The following is a 16,168-nucleotide window of genomic DNA, read 5'->3' on the forward strand; positions in this document are numbered from 1 at the left end:
GGCTGGGGGTGGCTGGCCCGGCGGGTGCGGACGGCGGCGGCCAGCTGACCGAGGACCTCGTCGGTTGTGTCCCAGCCGATGCAGGCGTCGGTGATCGACTGGCCGTAGGTCAGCTCACGGGTGGGGTCGAGGTCCTGCCGGCCGGGCACGAGGAAGCTCTCCAGCATGATGCCGACGATGCCCTGCTGGCCGGCGGCGATCTGCCCGGCCACGTCGGCGGCCACCGCGGGCTGGTTGCGGTGGTCCTTGCCGCTGTTCGCGTGGCTGGCGTCCACCACCAGCCGCTCCGGCAGCCCGGCGGCCCGCAGCAGGGCCAGCGCACCGGCCACCGACTCCGCGTCGTAGTTCGGGCGACCGCCACCGCCGCGCAGCACCAGGTGGCCGTCCGCATTGCCCCGGGTGTGCATGATCGCCGGGGTGCCGGAGACGTCGATCCCGGGGAAGACGTGCGGTACGCCGGCCGCCCGGATCGCGTCGACCGCCGTGGCGATGCTGCCGTCGGGGCGGTTTTTCATGCCGATCGGCATGGACAGGCCGGAGGCGAGCTGGCGGTGCACCTGGCTCTCCACGGTGCGCGCCCCGATCGCCCCCCACGCCACCGTGTCCGCGATGTACTGCGGGGTGATCGGGTCGAGGAACTCGCAGCCCACCGGCAGGCCGAGGCGCAACACGTCGAGCAGCAGCGCCCGGGCCATCCGCAGGCCGCTGTTGACGTCGCCGGAGCCGTCCAGCCCCGGGTCGTTGATCAGGCCCTTCCAACCCACCGTGGAGCGCGGCTTCTCGAAGTAGACCCGCATGACCACCAGCAGGTCCTCGGCGACCCGCTCGGCCGCCTCGCGCAGCCCGTGTGCGTAGTCCAGGGCCGCGGCCGGGTCGTGCACCGAACACGGCCCGACCACCACCAGCAGTCGGTCGTCGACCCGGTCGAGCACCCGCCCGACCGCACGCCGGCCGGCCAGCACGGCCGAGGTGAGGCTGTCGTCCAGGGGCAGCTCGTGGTGCAGCAGCGCCGGGGTGGTCAGCGGCACGACACGGTCGATTCGCTGGTCGATGACCCGGTGGTCCTCCGGGGTCGTCACGGTGGGCATCCTTCCGCCGACCGCACCCGGGGCCGGTGCCCAGGTCGAGCCGGCTGCTCGTACGCGAAAGGGCAGGAACGAAAGCTCCTGCCCGGCCGGCTCGATAACGGTGACGTCAGATCAAGGTGAGGTCACCGGGCGAGCCGGCTGCCTAAACCATCGATACCACCGCGTCACGGCGGTAAGCGTACCCGACCCCGGGCCGTCGCTCACCCCCTCGTCGTCAAAGTCTCGCCCGGCGTTCACCCCTGTCGATGGAACCGCCGGTAACTTCAGCGCCACCGAACGCCGTCGAACCCGGAGGTACCGATGGATCGTCGTACCGTCCTGCGCGCCGCCGTCGCCGGTGGTGCCGCCGCCTTCTCCGGCAGCCTCTGGGCCGGTGCCGCCGTGGCCGCCGCCGCCCAGCCCGGCCCCAGCCCGTACGGGCCGCTCGGCGCCGCCGACGCCAACGGCATCCAACTGCCCGCCGGGTTCACCAGCCGGGTCGTCGCCCGGTCCCGACAGGCGGTGGCCGGCACGTCGTACGCCTGGCACGACGCGCCCGACGGTGGCGCCTGCTTCGCCGCCGGCACGGGCTGGATCTACGTCTCGAACTCCGAGATCACCCCCGGTGGCGGTGCCTCGGCGGTCCGGTTCAACGCCGACGGCAGCATCGCCTCGGCGTACCGGATCCTCTCCGGCACCAACCAGAACTGTGCCGGCGGTGCCACCCCGTGGGCGACCTGGCTCTCCTGCGAGGAGGTCAGCCGCGGGTACGTCTACGAGACGTACCCGCAGGGCGGGACGACGGCCGTGCGCCGGGCGGCGATGGGCCGGTTCAAGCACGAGGCCGCCGCCTGCGACCCGGACCGCCGGGTGATCTACCTGACCGAGGACGAGACCAACGGCTGCTTCTACCGGTTCCGGCCCACGAGTTGGGGCAACCTCTCCGCCGGCACGCTGGAGGTGCTGGTCGCCGGCACCGCCACCAGCGGGCCGGTGACCTGGGCGCGGGTGCCCGACCCGGCGGCGGCGAGCACGCTCACCCGCAACCAGGTCTCCGGGGCCAAGCGCTTCAACGGTGGCGAGGGCTGCTGGTACGCCGACGGCACCTGCTGGTTCACCACCAAGGGCGACAACCGGGTCTGGGCGTACGACGCGGTCAACCAGCGCATCGACCTGGCGTACGACGCCTCGTTGGTGTCCGGAACCGCGCCGCTGACCGGGGTGGACAACATCACCGGCGCCCGCTTTCAGTACGCGAGGCGTTAACAAGGGGCCCTTCCTTACATGCCTGCGAGGGGGTGGGGGTAAGGGAGCGGGATGAGTGACGCAAAGAGCGACCAGGAGCGGATCGAGTCCCGGGCACACCTGCTGCCCGAGGAGGCGGCGGTCGGCAGCGAGGACCCCGAGGCCCAGGCCGACGCGATCCTGACCGAGTCGGACATCCGGGAGGCCGACCGCAACGCCGCGCCGGACACCGTCCTGGAACGACGTGCCTCGGAGGAGACGGTGACCCCCATCGAGCCGCCGGACTGACCTCGGTGGCCGGGCCGGGCGGCCGGGCCGGGGGCGGGTGCGAGCGAGCTGCCCGCCGCGTCCCGGCCCCGCCGCGCCCCGGAGATCGGATAGCGTCGGGGCCATGCCCGACAGCGGTTACCCCTGGCCCATCTCGACGACCCGACTGGACAACGGCCTGCGCGTGGTGGTCAGCGAGGACCGCACCGCGCCGGCGGTGGCGGTCAACCTCTGGTACGACGTCGGTTCGCGACACGAGCCGGCCGGACAGACCGGCTTCGCGCATCTCTTCGAGCACCTGATGTTCGAGGGCTCGGTGAACGTCGCGAAGACCGAGCACATGAAGCTGGTGCAGGGGGCGGGCGGATCGCTCAACGCCACCACCAACCCGGACCGGACGAACTACTTCGAGACGGTGCCGGCCGAGCACCTGGAGCTGGCGCTCTGGTTGGAGGCCGACCGGATGGGCGGCCTGGTGCCGGCGCTGACCCAGGAGACGCTGGACAACCAGCGGGACGTGGTCAAGAACGAGCGCCGACAGCGCTACGAGAACGTGCCGTACGGCGACGCGTGGTTGCGGCTGCTGCCGCTGCTCTACCCGCCGGGCCACCCCTACCACCACGCCACCATCGGCTCGATGGCCGACCTGAACGCCGCCGACCTGGCCACCTTCCAGGCGTTCCACCAGACCTACTACGCGCCGAACAACGCCGTGCTGACTGTGGTCGGCGACGCCACCGCCGACGAGGTCGTGGCGCTGGCCGACAAGTACTTCGGCGCCATCCCGCCCCGGCCGGACATCCCGTCCGCGCCGGACGGCCGGATGGTGCCGGCCACCGGCGTACCGGCCGAGGAGACGGTGGTCACCGACGTGCCGGCGCCGCGGGTGTACCTGGCGCACCGGACGTACCCGTTCGGCAGCCCGGGCTACGACGTGGTGACCGTGCTGGCCACCGTGCTCGGCAGCGGCCGGGGCAGCCGGCTCTACCAGCGCCTCGCCGACGGCGAGCGGATCGCCCAGCCGGACCTGGTCGGGGCGTACGGGGTGGACCTGGCGCACGCCCCGGCGCCGCTGATCGCCACCGCCACCGCGCGTCCCGGGGTCGGCGGCGAGCGGCTGGCCGCCGGGCTGGCCGAGGTGGTCGACGAGTTGGCCACCGTGCCGGTCACCGCCGCCGAACTGGACCGCGCGAAGGCGCTGCTGAGCACCGCCTGGTGGCGGCAAATGTCCACGGTGGACGGACGGGCGGACACGCTGGGCCGGTACGCCACCCAGTTCGGCGACCCGGCCACCGTCGCCGAGCGGCTGCCGGCCTGGCTCGCGGTGACCGCCGACCAGATCGCCGAGGCGGCCGCCGAGGTGCTGGCCGCCGACCGGGTGACCCTGACCTACCTCCCCGAGGAGGACCAGTGAGCGCGAGGAGTGAGCGGCACGGCCTGGTAGGACGCCGTGGCCCGGCGCCCGCGAGCCCCGCAGTCGCGAACGAAAGGATTGCCGCATGACCCTCATCGCCGATCGCCCCGGTCCGGGTGCGGCCCGCCCGTACCGCTTCCCGCAGGTGGTTCGCCGGTCCGTCGCGGGCGGGCAGGTCGTCGCCGCGCATCTGCCGGGGCAGAACCTCGCCGTCGCGCTGCTGCTGCTGGACGCGGGGGCCGGCCGGGAGCCGGTGGGCAAGGAGGGGCTCGGCGGGGTGCTGGCCAAGGCGCTGGAGGAGGGCACCGCCCGGCGTGACGCCACCGCCTACGCGCTCGCCATCGAGGCGCTCGGCACCGAGCTGGTGACCGCGCTGGACTGGGACACCTTCCAGGCCAGCGTGCAGGTGCCGGTGGACCGGCTGGGCGCGGCGGTGGAACTGCTCGCCGAGGCGGTGCGTACGCCGAGGCTGGATCCGGACGACGTGCGGCGGGTCCGCGACGACGAGGCGACCGCGCTGCGGATGGACTGGGCCAACCCGGGTCCACGGGCCGACGCGGTGCTGCGCGCCGACCTGTTCGGCGTCGACAACCGCTGGGGCCGCCCGATGTACGGCGACCCGGCGTCGGTGGCCGCCCTGGACGTGGAGGACGTCACCGTCTTCCACTCCGAGTGGTTCATCCGCCCGGGGACCCTGGTGGTCGCCGGTGACCTGGACCGGATCGACCTGGACGCGCTCGCCGCGACGGCGTTCGCCGGCGCCGGTGGCGGGCCGGTGGACCGGGGCGCGCCGATCGAGGTGCCGCTGCACGCCGGCCGCCGGATCATCCTGGTCGACCGGCCCGGCTCGGTGCAGTCCACGCTGCGGCTCGGGCATCCGGCGCCGCACCGGGCCCACCCGGACCACGTGCCGATCGCCCTCGCCGGCACGGTGCTCGGTGGGGCGTTCACCTCGCGGCTGAATCATCTCATCCGCGAGGTACGCGGCTACACGTACGGCATCCGGGGTGACTTCGCCTCGTCCCGCCGGTTCGGCCGGTTCGCGGTCAGTTCGGGCGTGCAGACCGCGGTCACCGCGCCCGCCCTGGTGGAGGCGGTCGGTGAGATCGCCCGTACCCAGGCCGGTGGGGTGACCGAGGACGAGCTGGCGGTGGCCCGGTCCTGGCGGGCGGGGCAGCTCTCGGTCGAGTTGCAGAGCCCCCGGGCGATCGCCGGCGCGCTGACCACGCTGGTGGTGCACGACCTGCCGGACGACTACCACGCCCGGCTGCGCGAGGCGCTGCTCGCCGCCGACGTGGCGCAGGTCTCGGCGGCCGCCGCGACCCACCTGCACCCGGAGTCGATGACCCTGGTCATCGAGGGTGACGCCGCGCTGATCAGGGATGAACTCGTCGTGACGGAGCTGGGTGAGGTGATCGACGCCACGCCATGATCCAGGCGATTACCGGCCCGGGCGGTGGGAAAGCGTTCCCGCCGCCACCGGCCGGCTGGGTAGCCTCGCGGGCATGAGGATCGGCATTGTGGGGGCCACCGGCCAGGTCGGTGGCGTGATGCGGCAGGTGCTGGCGGACCGCAAGTTCCCGGCGGAGCAGGTGCGGTTGTTCGCCTCGGCCCGGTCGGCCGGGCGTACGCTGCCGTGGCGCGGCGAGGAGATCACCGTCGAGGACGCGGCCACCGCCGACTACTCGGGGCTGGACATCGTGCTCTTCTCGGCCGGCAAGGGCACGGCCAAGGAGTTGGCGCCGCGGGTCGCCGCCGCCGGTGCGGTCGTCATCGACAACTCCTCGGCGTTCCGGACGGACCCGGAGGTGCCGCTGGTCGTCGCCGAGGTCAACCCGCATGCCGCCGCGGTGCGGCCGAAGGGCATCATCGCCAACCCGAACTGCACCACCATGGCCGCGATGCCGGTGCTGCGCCCGCTGCACGCCGAGGCGGAGCTGGTCAGCCTGGTCGTCTCGACGTACCAGGCGGTCTCCGGCGCCGGGCTGTCCGGCGTCGCCGAGCTGGACGAGCAGGTCCGCAAGGTCGCCGAGACCGCGTCCGGCCTGACCTTCGACGGTGCGGCGGTGGACTTCCCCGCGCCCCGCTCGTTCGCCCGGCCGATCGCGTTCAACGTGCTCCCGCTCGCCGGGTCGATCGTCGACGACGGGTCGGCGGAGACCGACGAGGAGCAGAAGCTCCGCAACGAGAGCCGCAAGATCCTGGAGATCCCCGGCCTGAAGGTCTCCGGCACCTGCGTCCGGGTCCCGGTGTTCACCGGGCACTCGCTTCAGATCAACGCCCGGTTCGCCCGGCCGATCAGCCCGCAGCGGGCGCTGGAGCTGCTCTCCGACGCGCCCGGCGTGGCGCTGACCGAGGTGCCGACCCCGTTGCAGGCCGCCGGTCAGGACCCGACGTACGTCGGTCGGATCCGTGCCGACGAGACCGTCGAGCACGGGCTGGCGCTGTTCTGCTCCAACGACAACCTGCGCAAGGGTGCCGCGCTCAACGCGGTGCAGCTCGCCGAGCTGGTCGCCGCGGAGGGCTGAGCTCCGCCCGAACGCCGAGATGGAGGATGCCGTGACCGACGATGCGACCCAGCGGGCGCTGGGTGACCTCATCGCGAGCCGGTCGCTGGGGGTGCTGGCGACCATCAAGCGGGACGGGCGACCGCAGCTGTCCAACGTGGTCTATGCGTTCGACCGGGAGCGCGGGCTGATCCGGGTGTCGGTCACCGACACCCGGGCGAAGACCGCCAACCTGCGCCGTGATCCCCGCGCCAGCTTCCACGTCAGCAGCGACGACGGTTGGGCGTACGCGGTGGCGGAGGCGCGGGCCGAGCTGACCCCGGTCGCGGTGGAGCCGGGCGACCCGACGGTCGAGGAACTCGTGGGGCTCTACCGGTCGTTGCGCGGGGAGCACCCGGACTGGGACGACTACCGCCGCGCCATGGTCGCCGAGCAGCGGCTCGTGCTGCGTTTGCACGTCGAACGGCTCTACGGCGCGCCGCCCCGCTGACCGTCGCGTTGGCTGTCCCGCCGCGCCGGCCCGGTGATCCGGGCCGGCGCGGCGCGCGTTACTGGTCCCGGCCGTCGGGTAGACCGTGGTTGCCCTACACGGAGAGGGAGGCACCATGACAACGGTCGGAGAGTTCATGACGACCCGGTTGGTGACCATGGACGGCAACGACACGCTCGTCGCGGCGGCCCAGGAGATGCGTGACTCCGCGATCGGGGACGTGGTGGTGACCGACGGCGACAACGTGGTCGGAATCGTCACGGACCGTGACATTGCGGTTCGGGGTGTCGCGGAGAACATGAACCCGAACACCACCCGGCTCAACCAGATCACCACCAAGGACGTGGTCACGGTGAGTCAGTACGACGACGCCGTGGCCGCCGCCGACCTGATGCGGACGTACGCCGTACGGCGGTTGCCGGTGATCGAGGACGGCCGGCTGATCGGCCTCGTGTCAATGGGCGACCTGGCCGTGGAGCGGGAGCCGCAGTCGGTGCTCGCCGACATCAGCGCCGACGACCCCAACAACTGACCCTTCCGCCGATCGACGCCGGTTCTCCCTGGGGGAGCCGGCGTCGACGCGTACCGCCGCTCGGGCCAGCTCACCCGATCCGGGCGAGATTGACCCCGCACCGGGCGGGGACCCGCCCTCAGGGACACGAGCGACCAGGAGGAGCGCCCGATGGCGGATGCGACCACACGGTTCTTCAAGGACCTCGACCGCCGGGGATACGACCCCCTGCTGGCGAAGTCCTCCGGAACCCTGCGTATCGACCTGCACGAGGGGCCGCAGACCACACACTGGCTGGTCCGGATCGACCGGGGGGAGATCCAGGTCAGCCAGCAGGACATGGAGGCGGACGCGGTGATCGGCGCGACCCCGGCCCTGTTCGAGGGACTGGTCACCGGACGGGAGAACGGGCTGGCGGCGCTGTTGCGCGGGGACATGACGTTGACCGGTGACGCCCGGCTGGTGGTGCAGATGGAACGGATCTTTCCGGGGCCGCAGCACGCCCAGGGGCCGCGCCGCTATCAAAAGGGGGTGCGCTGATGGCACCGAGCCACACCGTTCGGATCCTGGACGGCAACACGTTCGTCGTGTCGGAGGCGACCGGAGACATCGAGGCGACGCCGACCGAGCCGACCGGATTGTTCTCGATCGACACCCGTTTCCTGTCGAAATGGATACTGACGGTCAACGGTGAGCGGCTCAACGCGCTCTCCTACGACGACCTCCAGTACTACGAATCGCGCTTCTTCCTGGTGCCCGGCCTGGCCACGCACTACGTCGACGCCAAGCTGTCGATCATCCGGGAGCGGGCCGTCGGCGCGAGCTTCCGGGAGACCATCACCATCCTCAACCACGACGAGAAGGCGGTCGACCTGGAGATCAGGATGGACGCCGGCTGCGACTTCGCCGACCTTTTCGAGGTCAAGGACGAGATCCTGAACAAGAAGGGCGAGATCTACTCCGAGGTGGAGCCGGACAAACTGCGCCTCGGCTACCGGCGCGGAAACTTCAAGCGGGAAACCATCATCTCCTCCTCGACTTCGGCGCGGTACGACCCCAACGGCATCGCCTACACGGTGCACCTGGAGCCGAACGAACAGTGGGACACCGCCATCGACGTGCAGACGGTGGCGCTCGGCCCGGGCGGGAAGGACCTGCGGATCGGGCTGAGCATCCACGGCCACGAGCGGCTCGCCCTGCAGCAGGACCTGGACGAGTGGATCGCCAAGGCGCCGAAGGTGAACAGCGAACACGGGCAGGTCTCCGCGACCTACCAGCGATGCGTGATCGACCTGGCCGCGTTGCGCTTCGCGCCGCTGTCGCTCGGCGGCCAGACGCTCCCCGCCGCCGGCCTGCCCTGGTTCATGACCATGTTCGGCCGGGACAGCATCCTGACCTGCCTGCAAACGCTGCCGTTCACGCCGGAGCTGAGCGCCACCACGCTGCGGATCCTGGCCGCCCTTCAGGGCGCCCGGTTCGACGACTTCCGGGAGGAGGACCCGGGCCGGATCCTGCACGAGATGCGCTACGGCGAGAGCGCCGCGTTCGAGGAACAGCCGCACTCGCCGTACTACGGATCGGTGGACGCCACGCCGTTGTTCGTGGTGCTGCTCGACGAGTACGAGAAGTGGAGCGGCGACGTCGCGCTGGTCAAGGAACTGGAGCAGGAGTGCCGGAAGGCGTTGCGGTGGGTCGACGAGCACGCCGACCTGGTCGGCAACGGCTACATCTGGTACGAGCGACGCAACACCGACAAGGGCCTGGAGAACCAGTGCTGGAAGGACTCCTGGGACTCCATCTCGTACGCCGACGGCACCCTGCCGCCGTTCCCACGGGCCACCTGTGAGGTGCAGGGGTACGCGTACGACGCGAAGATGCGCGCGGCGCGGCTGGCCCGCGAGTTCTGGGACGACCCGGCGTACGCCGAGCAACTGGAGCGGGAGGCCGCGGAGCTGAAGGAACGGTTCAACCGGGACTGGTGGGTGGCCGACGGCGGGTACTACGCGCTCGGGCTGGATCCCGACGGGCGGCAGTGCGACGTGCTCAGTTCCAACATCGGCCACCTGCTGTGGAGCGGGATCGTCCACGAGGACCGGGCCGAGCAGATCGCGCAGCACCTGGTGGGGCCGCGGCTCTTCTCTGGCTGGGGAGTGCGGACGCTGGCCGAGGGGGAGGTTCGCTACAACCCGATCGGCTACCACAACGGCACGGTCTGGCCCTTCGACACCTCCTTCTGCGCCTGGGGCCTGCGCCGGTACGGCTTCGCGGAGGAGGCGGCGACCATCGCCAACGGGATCCTCGACGCCGCCCGGTACTTCGACGGCCGGTTGCCGGAGGCGTTCGGCGGCTACCCGCGCGAGCAGACGAAGTTCCCGGTGGAGTACCCGACGGCGTGTAGCCCGCAGGCGTGGTCGACCGGTGCGCCGCTGTTGCTGCTGCGTACGATGCTCGGCCTGGAACCGCACGAGGGGCACTTGGCGGTCGAGCCGCGGCTGCCGGTGGGCATGGGGCGGATCGAAGTGCTGGACATCCCGGGCCGCTGGGGCCGGGTCGACGCCTTCGCCCGTAGCCGCCTCGACCTGGACCGGCTCGCCGATTGAGGGCGCGCGACCGGGCTACCCACCGGACAGCCCGGTCGCGCGCTGGCGTTCGTCCCGGTCCTACCGACGCGTAACCTACTCGGGGTAAAGTTGCCGGATGCCGGAACTCGTGTACCCGCCCGTGATCGCTGCCGCCAAGACGATGTTCCGGGTGCTCGACCTGAGGATCACCGTCGATGGCGACCAGCACGTGCCGCGTACCGGCGGGGCGGTGCTGGCCAGCAACCATGTCAGCTACCTGGACTTCATCTTCTGCGGGCTCGGTGCGCTGGAGTCGAAGCGGCTGGTCCGGTTCATGGCGAAGGATTCGGTGTTCCGGCACCGGGTGTCGGGGCCGCTGATGCGGGGGATGCGGCACATCCCGGTGGACCGCGGCGCCGGCGCCGAGTCGTACGCCGCCGCGGTGGGGGCGTTGCGGAACGGCGAGGTGGTCGGGGTCTTTCCGGAGGCGACGATCAGTCGGTCCTTCACCGTCAAGGAACTCAAGAGCGGGGCCACCCGGATGGCCCGCGAGGCGGGCGTGCCGGTGCTGCCGGTGGCCCTGTGGGGCACCCAGCGGTTGTGGACCAAGGGCCGGCCGCGCACGCTCACCCGGCGGCACACGCCGATCACCATCCTGGTCGGCGAGCCGATGGACCCGGCCGGGTACCCGGACGCCGGCGCGATGAGTGCCGACCTGCGGTCGCGCCTGCACGCGCTGGTCGACCGGGCCCAGCGGGAGTACCCGGACCGGCCGGCCGGTCCGGAGGACCGGTGGTGGCTGCCGGCTCACCTCGACGGCACCGCACCGACCCCGGAGGAAGCCGCCGCGCTCGACGCGGCCGGGCGCCATACCCCGACCGCCTGACCGCGCTGCGGGGCCGCCTTCGACGCCCGCGCCCGGTGGGCAGTGCAGCACCCGCTCAGCGTTGCCCCGATGCCGCGTCGTACGCCAGCTGTCCGGCGTGCCGTGGCCGGTAGTAGTCGTCGCGGGAGTGGAACTCGACGGGCAGCGAACCGGGCAGGATCACCCGCGTCTGGGTGGCGTGCGGCGCGACGAGGGCGAGGCGGGACAGCACGTCCCGCTCCGGCGGGGACAGGTCCACCAGTTCGGGTCGGGTCAGGCGGAAGGTGGCCACCGCGCGACGGACCTGCCGGGCCAGTTCGTCGACCTGCTCGGCCGGCCCGACCAGGGCGAGCGCGGGCTGCTGGATGGTGCGCAGCGCGTCGCAGACCACCAGCAACCGGGCGGGACCGCCCGCAGTGGCCGGCAGCAGCTCCAGCCGGGACGGCCACTGCCAGCGGATCTGCCCGCTGACCAGCCCCGGCATTCGGGTCCCCCGGCGGTGCCGGGCACCGACGAGGGCGAGCTGCGAACCCGTGGCGACGTACGCCATCCGGTAGTCGGTGACGGTGAGCGTCACCGGAGCGGGCAGCGCCCACCGGTGCCAGACCTCGGTCGGGCCGAGCAGGTAGCCCGCCACGTCCAGGCTGTGGCGACCGAGTATCCGCTCGCCGCTCTCCGGCACCAGCTCGTGCCGTCGGTCCAGGACCGGGCCGGTGTCGTCGTCCACCGCGTCGAAGCGATGCGGGGCGATGAAGAAGGGGGACGCGTCATCGTGCATCGTCACGGACCTCCGGTGCAGACGGCATCTGCGGACGAGCCTCGCCCAGCCCGACCCGGCTGTCATGACACCCGTTAGGGGGTCGGCCAATCGGTCGACGCCTGCGACCGGTAGATACCGATTTCCTCCGGTCGGACGAGTCCGTCCTCGATCGCCCGGGCGAGCAGCGCCGCCTTCGTGGCCGCCGGCCTCCCCGCCCGGGTGTACTTGATCCGCGCCCGGTCGACGTACTGCTTGACGGTGTGCTCGCTGATCCGCATCCGACGCGCCACCGACGCCTTCGACATCGACTGGAACCACAGCAGCAGCGCCTCGCGTTCCTGGTCGGACAGCACCGGCCGGTCCGGCCGCGAATCGCCGACGATCGCCCCGGCCAGCGCGGGCGCCACGTACGGGCGGTCGGCCGCCGCGTCCAGCACGGTCGCCACGCAGTGTTCCCGCCCTTCGTGCTTGGCGAGGAAGGCCACCGCCCCGGCGTCGAGGGCGGCGAGCATCGTCTGCGGGTCGGAGTGCTCGGAGTAGACCACGACGCGTCGGCCGGCCGCGCTCAGCTCGGCCAGCTTGTCCAGGACCACCCGGCCGTGCAGCCGGAGGTCGAGCAGGACGACGTCGGCCTCGGGCGCGGCCCGCAGCACCTCGTCGGGATCGTCGCCGGTGGCCAGCACGGTCAGCCGCGGCTCGGTGGCCAGCCAGGCGCGTACCCCGTCGATGACCACCGGGTGGTCGTCCACGATCGCCACGCCGACCGGCCGCCCCGGCGTCACCGCCGCCAGCGCGTCTGCGTCCATCTGATCTTCCCGTCCCGTTCGTCTAGGTGCTCGACCTGACCATCCCCATCATCCGGCGGGGGACCGGTGGCGCCGGTACCCGCCCGGTCCGGGGTGACCAGACCGATCACCACCTCGTCCGGACCGGCGACGACGGTCAGCCGGGCCCAGTCCTGCGCGTCGGCGAGGGTGGCGGTGAGCGGATCGGCCAGGGCCCGACGGACCCGCACCGGCAGCGGTGGCGGCGTGCCGACGGTGACCAGGTCGATCGGCAGGCCGTTGCGTTCGGCCAGATCGGCGGCGGCCCGCAGCTCGTGCAGCAGTGGATGGGGCACGTCGTCGGACTCGGCGATCAGCCGGCGCAGCCGGCCGGCGGCGCGTACGCAGCGTCGCTGCACCTCGGGGTCGGCCGGGTCGGCGCGCCCCTGCGCCAACTCGGTCAGCACGTCCTCGGCGGCGCCGGTGACCAGTGCCAGCCGCTCGCGCCGGTCGAGCCGGGCCCGTTCGGCGGCCTCGCGGTCGGCCACCAGCGCGTTCGCGGTGACGGCGGTGGCGGCCCGGCCGCGGGAGAGCGCGGCGAGCGCCGTGGCCCCGGCGAAGACGGCCGCCGGCAGCGACGACGTGCCGTACAGGGCCATCGCGGAGCGGGCCAGGTCGGCGGCACCGGTGGCACCGTACAGCGCGACGGCCGTCAGCGCGGTGGCCGCGTGGGCGGCGAGCAGGGCGAGCAGCCAGCGCACCGGCCGCCCCCAGAGGACCACCACCAAGAACCAGGCGAGCGTGCCCCAGACCCAGTTGGCCGGGCTGAACAGGTGCGGCCGGCCGACCGCGGCGAAGACCGCCACGTCGACCGCCAGCAGCAGCCCGGCCAGCGGCGGTGCCGGCAGCGGGGTGTCCCGCAGCAGCCGGATCCCGGCGTACACCCCGGCGGACGCCACCAGCAGCCAGCCGCCGAGGACCACCTGCGGCACCGCCAGCTCCGCCCGGGCGGCCAGCACCGCGGGCAGCCCGATCGCCAGGTGCCAGGCCAGCGCGATGGTCACCGCCACGATCCGGGCACCCCGGTCGGAGGTGCGGGCCACCGCGGCCGCCGCGCGGCCCGCGCCGACCTCGTCGGCCATTTCCGGCGTACGCGGCACCGGTATCGCGCCCCGCCGCACCCGCCCGTTGCGGGCCGTGTCCGGTTCAGCCGACATCCGACCACTCCAGTCGGACCCGGGTCCCCTGACCGGGCGCGGATGCCACGTCGACCCGCCCGCCGACCGTCGCCATTCGGCCGCGTACCGACTCGCGCAGGCCGTACCGGTGCGCGGGGACGGTGGTCGGGTCGAAGCCGGGACCGTCGTCGATCACCTCGACCGCGACGGTGTCGGCGAGCCGCCGCAGCCGCAGCACCGTCGAGGCGCCGGGCGCGTGCCGGGACACGTTGGACAGCGCGGCGTGCGCGCTCTCCGCGATCGCCTCGGCGACCGGCGCCGGCACCGTGCACGGCGGAAGATCGGCGGTGACCGGCAGGCCGGGCAGCCGGGTGAGCACCTCGCGCAGGCGGTCGTCCACCCGGTCGGTACCGCCCGGCACCGACCGGGCCTCGGCCAGGGCGGTGAGGGTACGCAGGTCGGCGGCGGACCGCTCGCGCAGCGCCGCAGACGGGCCGGCGACCGCGCCGAGCCCGACCATGGTGAGCGTGGCCAGCACGGTGTCGTGCAGGTCGCGGTTCTGCTGCCGCTCCGCCTCGCGGGCGGTACGGGCCACCAGTGCCTCCCGGGCGGCCCGCTGATCCGCCACGAAGGCGGCGTCGGCCCGGGCCATCCGCCGGCGCATCACCGCGGTCAGCATCGCCGTGCAGGCGGTCTGCACCAGCAGGGTCGCCGCGTGTGCGCTCGCCTCGGCGGCGTCGCCGGCCGTGTACGCCCCCGTCGCATAGGCGGCGGTGACCAGCATCCCGGCCGGGATCGACCAGCGGGTCGGCGCGGTCGCCTGTGCGTTGATCACGGTGGTGCTGGCCAGCACCGCGATCCAACTGGCCTCGCCGGGCAGCACCTCCGGCGCGACCAGGACCGGTATCGCCAGGCAGGCGGCGCTGGTCAGTGCCACGTCCCCGGCGACCAGCGCCGCGCCGAGGCGGTGCCGCCAGGCGCGCAGCGCGTACCAGATCGACCACGCGGTCAGCGCCGCCACGGCCGGTAGCAGCAGCTCCAGGCGCACCGGCGGGGTACGCACGGCGAGCGCCACCACCGCGCCGGCCAGGCCGCAGGAGAGCCGCAACAGCGCCGGCAACCGGGTGAAGACGAACGCGAACGCGCCGGCGGCCGGAGGTTCCACCGTGTCCGGTGGCGTACTCAGGGTGGGCAGGGCCGACATCGGGAGGGTGTCCTTTGCGACAAACGACCCGATCCGGGTCCGCGCTGCGGAGATCGACGCCGGAGAATAACATGCGGCACCGCTCCTGGTCACCGTGGGTGGTGGGCGCGTTGTCGCTACGTCAGCGATGTGGGGGTGTCGGTCGCGGTCGGCCGGGTCGTGGCAGCGGTGATATATTGATGAATATCGATATCAGAGGGGGTGCCATGAAAATCCGACTCGTGGTCGGAGCCGTACTCACCGCCGGGCTGGTCGCCGGCGCCATCGGTGTCGGCGGCCTCGCCGGCGCGGTCCCGAGCGCCGAACGCCCGGCCGGCACCGCCGGTGGCGCAGCGCCCGGGCTGCTCGCCGTCGGCGACTTCGACCTCACCCGGCCGGAGACGGTCGCCACCGGGCTCCAGGTGCCGTGGGGGATGGACTTCCTGCCCGACGGCAGCGCCCTGGTGGCCCAACGTCCCACCGGTCAGGTGGTGCGGGTACGCCCGGGTCAGCAGCCCGAGCCGGTCGCCCAGATCGCCGGTGTCACCGCGACCAGCGAAGGCGGCCTGCTCGGCCTCGCCGTCTCGCCGAGCTACCCACAGGACGGCTGGATCTACGTCTACTTCACCACCGCGACCGACAACCGGATCGCCCGGTTCCGGCTCGCCACGCCGCAGAACCAGGAGCCGATCCTCACCGGGCTGGCCCGGGCGGCGATCCACAACGGCGGCCGGATCGCCTTCGGGCCGGACGGGCTGCTCTACGTCGGGGTCGGTGACGCCGGACAGACCGCCACGGCACAGGACCCGCAGAGTCGCAACGGCAAGATCCTGCGGATCCGGCCGGACGGCTCGGTGCCACCGGGCAATCCGATCGCCGGCTCGCCGGTCTACAGCCTCGGCCACCGCCACGTGCAAGGTCTGGCCTGGGACGCCCAGGGCCGACTATATGCCACCGAGTTCGGTCAGAACACCTGGGACGAGGTCAACCTGATCGTCGCGGGCGGCAACTACGGCTGGCCCACGGTCGAGGGGCGGGCGAACGATCCCCGATTCCGGGACCCGCTGATCACCTGGACCCCGGCCGAGGCGTCGCCCAGCGGTGCCACCATCGCCGGCAACCGGCTGTTCGTGGCCAGCCTGCGCGGCAACCGGCTGTGGAACGTGCCGCTGAACGGCTCCGGGGGTGTCGGCACCCCCACCGCCGAGCTGGTCGGCGCCTACGGGCGACTGCGCACGGTGGAGTACGGCCCGGACGGCTGGCTCTGGGTCACCACGAGCAACCGCGACGGCCGCGGCACCCCGGCGCCCAACGACGACCGCATCCTGCGCTTCCCGCCCCGGGACACCCCCACGC

General features: G+C 72.9%; 15 protein-coding genes and 1 pseudogene. 11 read left to right on the forward strand and 5 right to left on the reverse strand.

All coding sequences use genetic code 11. The features are described from left to right. Window positions 1-1,088, reverse strand: a 1,088-nt coding sequence (locus C1I95_RS23015) for a 3-deoxy-7-phosphoheptulonate synthase (protein ID WP_111216533.1), incomplete at its 3' end; no start/stop codon positions are given. Between the two features lie 300 nt (window positions 1,089-1,388). On the opposite strand from C1I95_RS23015, the pseudogene C1I95_RS23020 reads away from it, so the two are divergent. The 10 genes and pseudogenes from C1I95_RS23020 to C1I95_RS23065 form a co-directional block, all read left to right on the forward strand. Continuing rightward, window positions 1,389-2,309 (forward strand): annotated as a pseudogene (locus tag C1I95_RS23020) (alkaline phosphatase PhoX); the annotation flags it as partial. Window positions 2,310-2,384: 75 nt separating this feature from the next. Further along, entirely contained in the window at window positions 2,385-2,600 is a 216-nt protein-coding gene (locus C1I95_RS23025; protein WP_111216537.1) for a hypothetical protein, read from the forward strand. 103 nt (window positions 2,601-2,703) lie between these two features. Further along, entirely contained in the window at window positions 2,704-3,993 is a 1,290-nt protein-coding gene (locus C1I95_RS23030; RefSeq protein ID WP_111216539.1) for a M16 family metallopeptidase, read from the forward strand. 85 nt (window positions 3,994-4,078) lie between these two features. Then, window positions 4,079-5,425, forward strand: coding sequence for a M16 family metallopeptidase (locus tag C1I95_RS23035; protein WP_111216541.1), 1,347 nt, complete (start codon window positions 4,079-4,081; stop codon window positions 5,423-5,425). Window positions 5,426-5,498: 73 nt separating this feature from the next. Further along, window positions 5,499-6,521 (forward strand): aspartate-semialdehyde dehydrogenase, encoded by a 1,023-nt coding sequence (locus tag C1I95_RS23040; RefSeq protein ID WP_111216543.1) that lies wholly within the window; start codon window positions 5,499-5,501, stop codon window positions 6,519-6,521. A 31-nt stretch (window positions 6,522-6,552) separates the two neighbouring features. Next, window positions 6,553-6,990, forward strand: coding sequence for a PPOX class F420-dependent oxidoreductase (locus C1I95_RS23045; RefSeq protein ID WP_233513824.1), 438 nt, complete (start codon window positions 6,553-6,555; stop codon window positions 6,988-6,990). Window positions 6,991-7,105: 115 nt separating this feature from the next. After that, window positions 7,106-7,522: a CBS domain-containing protein gene (locus C1I95_RS23050; RefSeq protein ID WP_111216549.1), complete on the forward strand. Its 417-nt coding sequence runs from the start codon at window positions 7,106-7,108 to the stop codon at window positions 7,520-7,522. Window positions 7,523-7,672: 150 nt separating this feature from the next. After that, window positions 7,673-8,041 carry an SCP2 sterol-binding domain-containing protein gene (locus C1I95_RS23055; protein ID WP_111216551.1) on the forward strand — a complete coding sequence of 123 codons (369 nt, stop codon included), beginning with the start codon at window positions 7,673-7,675 and terminating at the stop codon, window positions 8,039-8,041. Beyond that, a complete protein-coding gene (locus C1I95_RS23060) occupies window positions 8,041-10,101 on the forward strand; it encodes an amylo-alpha-1,6-glucosidase (protein ID WP_111216553.1) in 2,061 nt (686 codons plus the stop codon). Before C1I95_RS23055 ends, C1I95_RS23060 begins: the two co-directional genes overlap by 1 nt. Window positions 10,102-10,198: 97 nt before the next feature. Then, window positions 10,199-10,948 carry a lysophospholipid acyltransferase family protein gene (locus C1I95_RS23065; protein WP_111216555.1) on the forward strand — a complete coding sequence of 250 codons (750 nt, stop codon included), beginning with the start codon at window positions 10,199-10,201 and terminating at the stop codon, window positions 10,946-10,948. Window positions 10,949-11,003: 55 nt separating this feature from the next. On the opposite strand, the gene C1I95_RS23070 is transcribed toward C1I95_RS23065, so the two are convergent. The 4 genes from C1I95_RS23070 to C1I95_RS23085 form a co-directional block, all read right to left on the reverse strand. Continuing rightward, window positions 11,004-11,705: a hypothetical protein gene (locus tag C1I95_RS23070; protein WP_111216558.1), complete on the reverse strand. Its 702-nt coding sequence runs from the start codon at window positions 11,703-11,705 to the stop codon at window positions 11,004-11,006. A 74-nt stretch (window positions 11,706-11,779) separates the two neighbouring features. Further along, the gene (locus C1I95_RS23075) at window positions 11,780-12,493 is read right to left on the reverse strand and encodes a response regulator transcription factor (protein WP_111216560.1); all 714 of its coding nucleotides are present in this window, start codon (window positions 12,491-12,493) and stop codon (window positions 11,780-11,782) included. Continuing rightward, window positions 12,466-13,593, reverse strand: a complete 1,128-nt coding sequence (locus C1I95_RS23080; RefSeq protein WP_233513825.1) for a hypothetical protein — start codon at window positions 13,591-13,593, stop codon at window positions 12,466-12,468. The genes C1I95_RS23075 and C1I95_RS23080 overlap by 28 nt, the downstream gene beginning before the upstream one ends. A 64-nt stretch (window positions 13,594-13,657) precedes the next feature. Next, window positions 13,658-14,833: a sensor histidine kinase gene (locus C1I95_RS23085; protein ID WP_111216564.1), complete on the reverse strand. Its 1,176-nt coding sequence runs from the start codon at window positions 14,831-14,833 to the stop codon at window positions 13,658-13,660. A 206-nt stretch (window positions 14,834-15,039) separates the two neighbouring features. Here C1I95_RS23085 and C1I95_RS23090 point away from each other — a divergent pair. Continuing rightward, the coding region (locus C1I95_RS23090; protein ID WP_111216566.1) for a PQQ-dependent sugar dehydrogenase at window positions 15,040-16,168 on the forward strand (1,129 nt) is incomplete at its 3' end.

This window comes from Micromonospora craterilacus (assembly GCF_003236315.1).
Lineage (GTDB): Bacteria > Actinomycetota > Actinomycetes > Mycobacteriales > Micromonosporaceae > Micromonospora > Micromonospora craterilacus.

Coding starts and splice junctions, on each gene's coding strand:
- C1I95_RS23025 (WP_111216537.1), top strand. CDS start 2,385: ATGAGTGACGCAAAGAGCGACCAGGAGCGGATCGAGTCCCGGGCACAC.
- C1I95_RS23030 (WP_111216539.1), top strand. CDS start 2,704: ATGCCCGACAGCGGTTACCCCTGGCCCATCTCGACGACCCGACTGGAC.
- C1I95_RS23035 (WP_111216541.1), top strand. CDS start 4,079: ATGACCCTCATCGCCGATCGCCCCGGTCCGGGTGCGGCCCGCCCGTAC.
- C1I95_RS23040 (WP_111216543.1), top strand. CDS start 5,499: ATGAGGATCGGCATTGTGGGGGCCACCGGCCAGGTCGGTGGCGTGATG.
- C1I95_RS23050 (WP_111216549.1), top strand. CDS start 7,106: ATGACAACGGTCGGAGAGTTCATGACGACCCGGTTGGTGACCATGGAC.
- C1I95_RS23055 (WP_111216551.1), top strand. CDS start 7,673: ATGGCGGATGCGACCACACGGTTCTTCAAGGACCTCGACCGCCGGGGA.
- C1I95_RS23060 (WP_111216553.1), top strand. CDS start 8,041: ATGGCACCGAGCCACACCGTTCGGATCCTGGACGGCAACACGTTCGTC.
- C1I95_RS23065 (WP_111216555.1), top strand. CDS start 10,199: ATGCCGGAACTCGTGTACCCGCCCGTGATCGCTGCCGCCAAGACGATG.
- C1I95_RS23070 (WP_111216558.1), bottom strand. CDS start 11,705: ATGCACGATGACGCGTCCCCCTTCTTCATCGCCCCGCATCGCTTCGAC.
- C1I95_RS23075 (WP_111216560.1), bottom strand. CDS start 12,493: ATGGACGCAGACGCGCTGGCGGCGGTGACGCCGGGGCGGCCGGTCGGC.
- C1I95_RS23080 (WP_233513825.1), bottom strand. CDS start 13,593: ATGGCCGACGAGGTCGGCGCGGGCCGCGCGGCGGCCGCGGTGGCCCGC.
- C1I95_RS23085 (WP_111216564.1), bottom strand. CDS start 14,833: ATGTCGGCCCTGCCCACCCTGAGTACGCCACCGGACACGGTGGAACCT.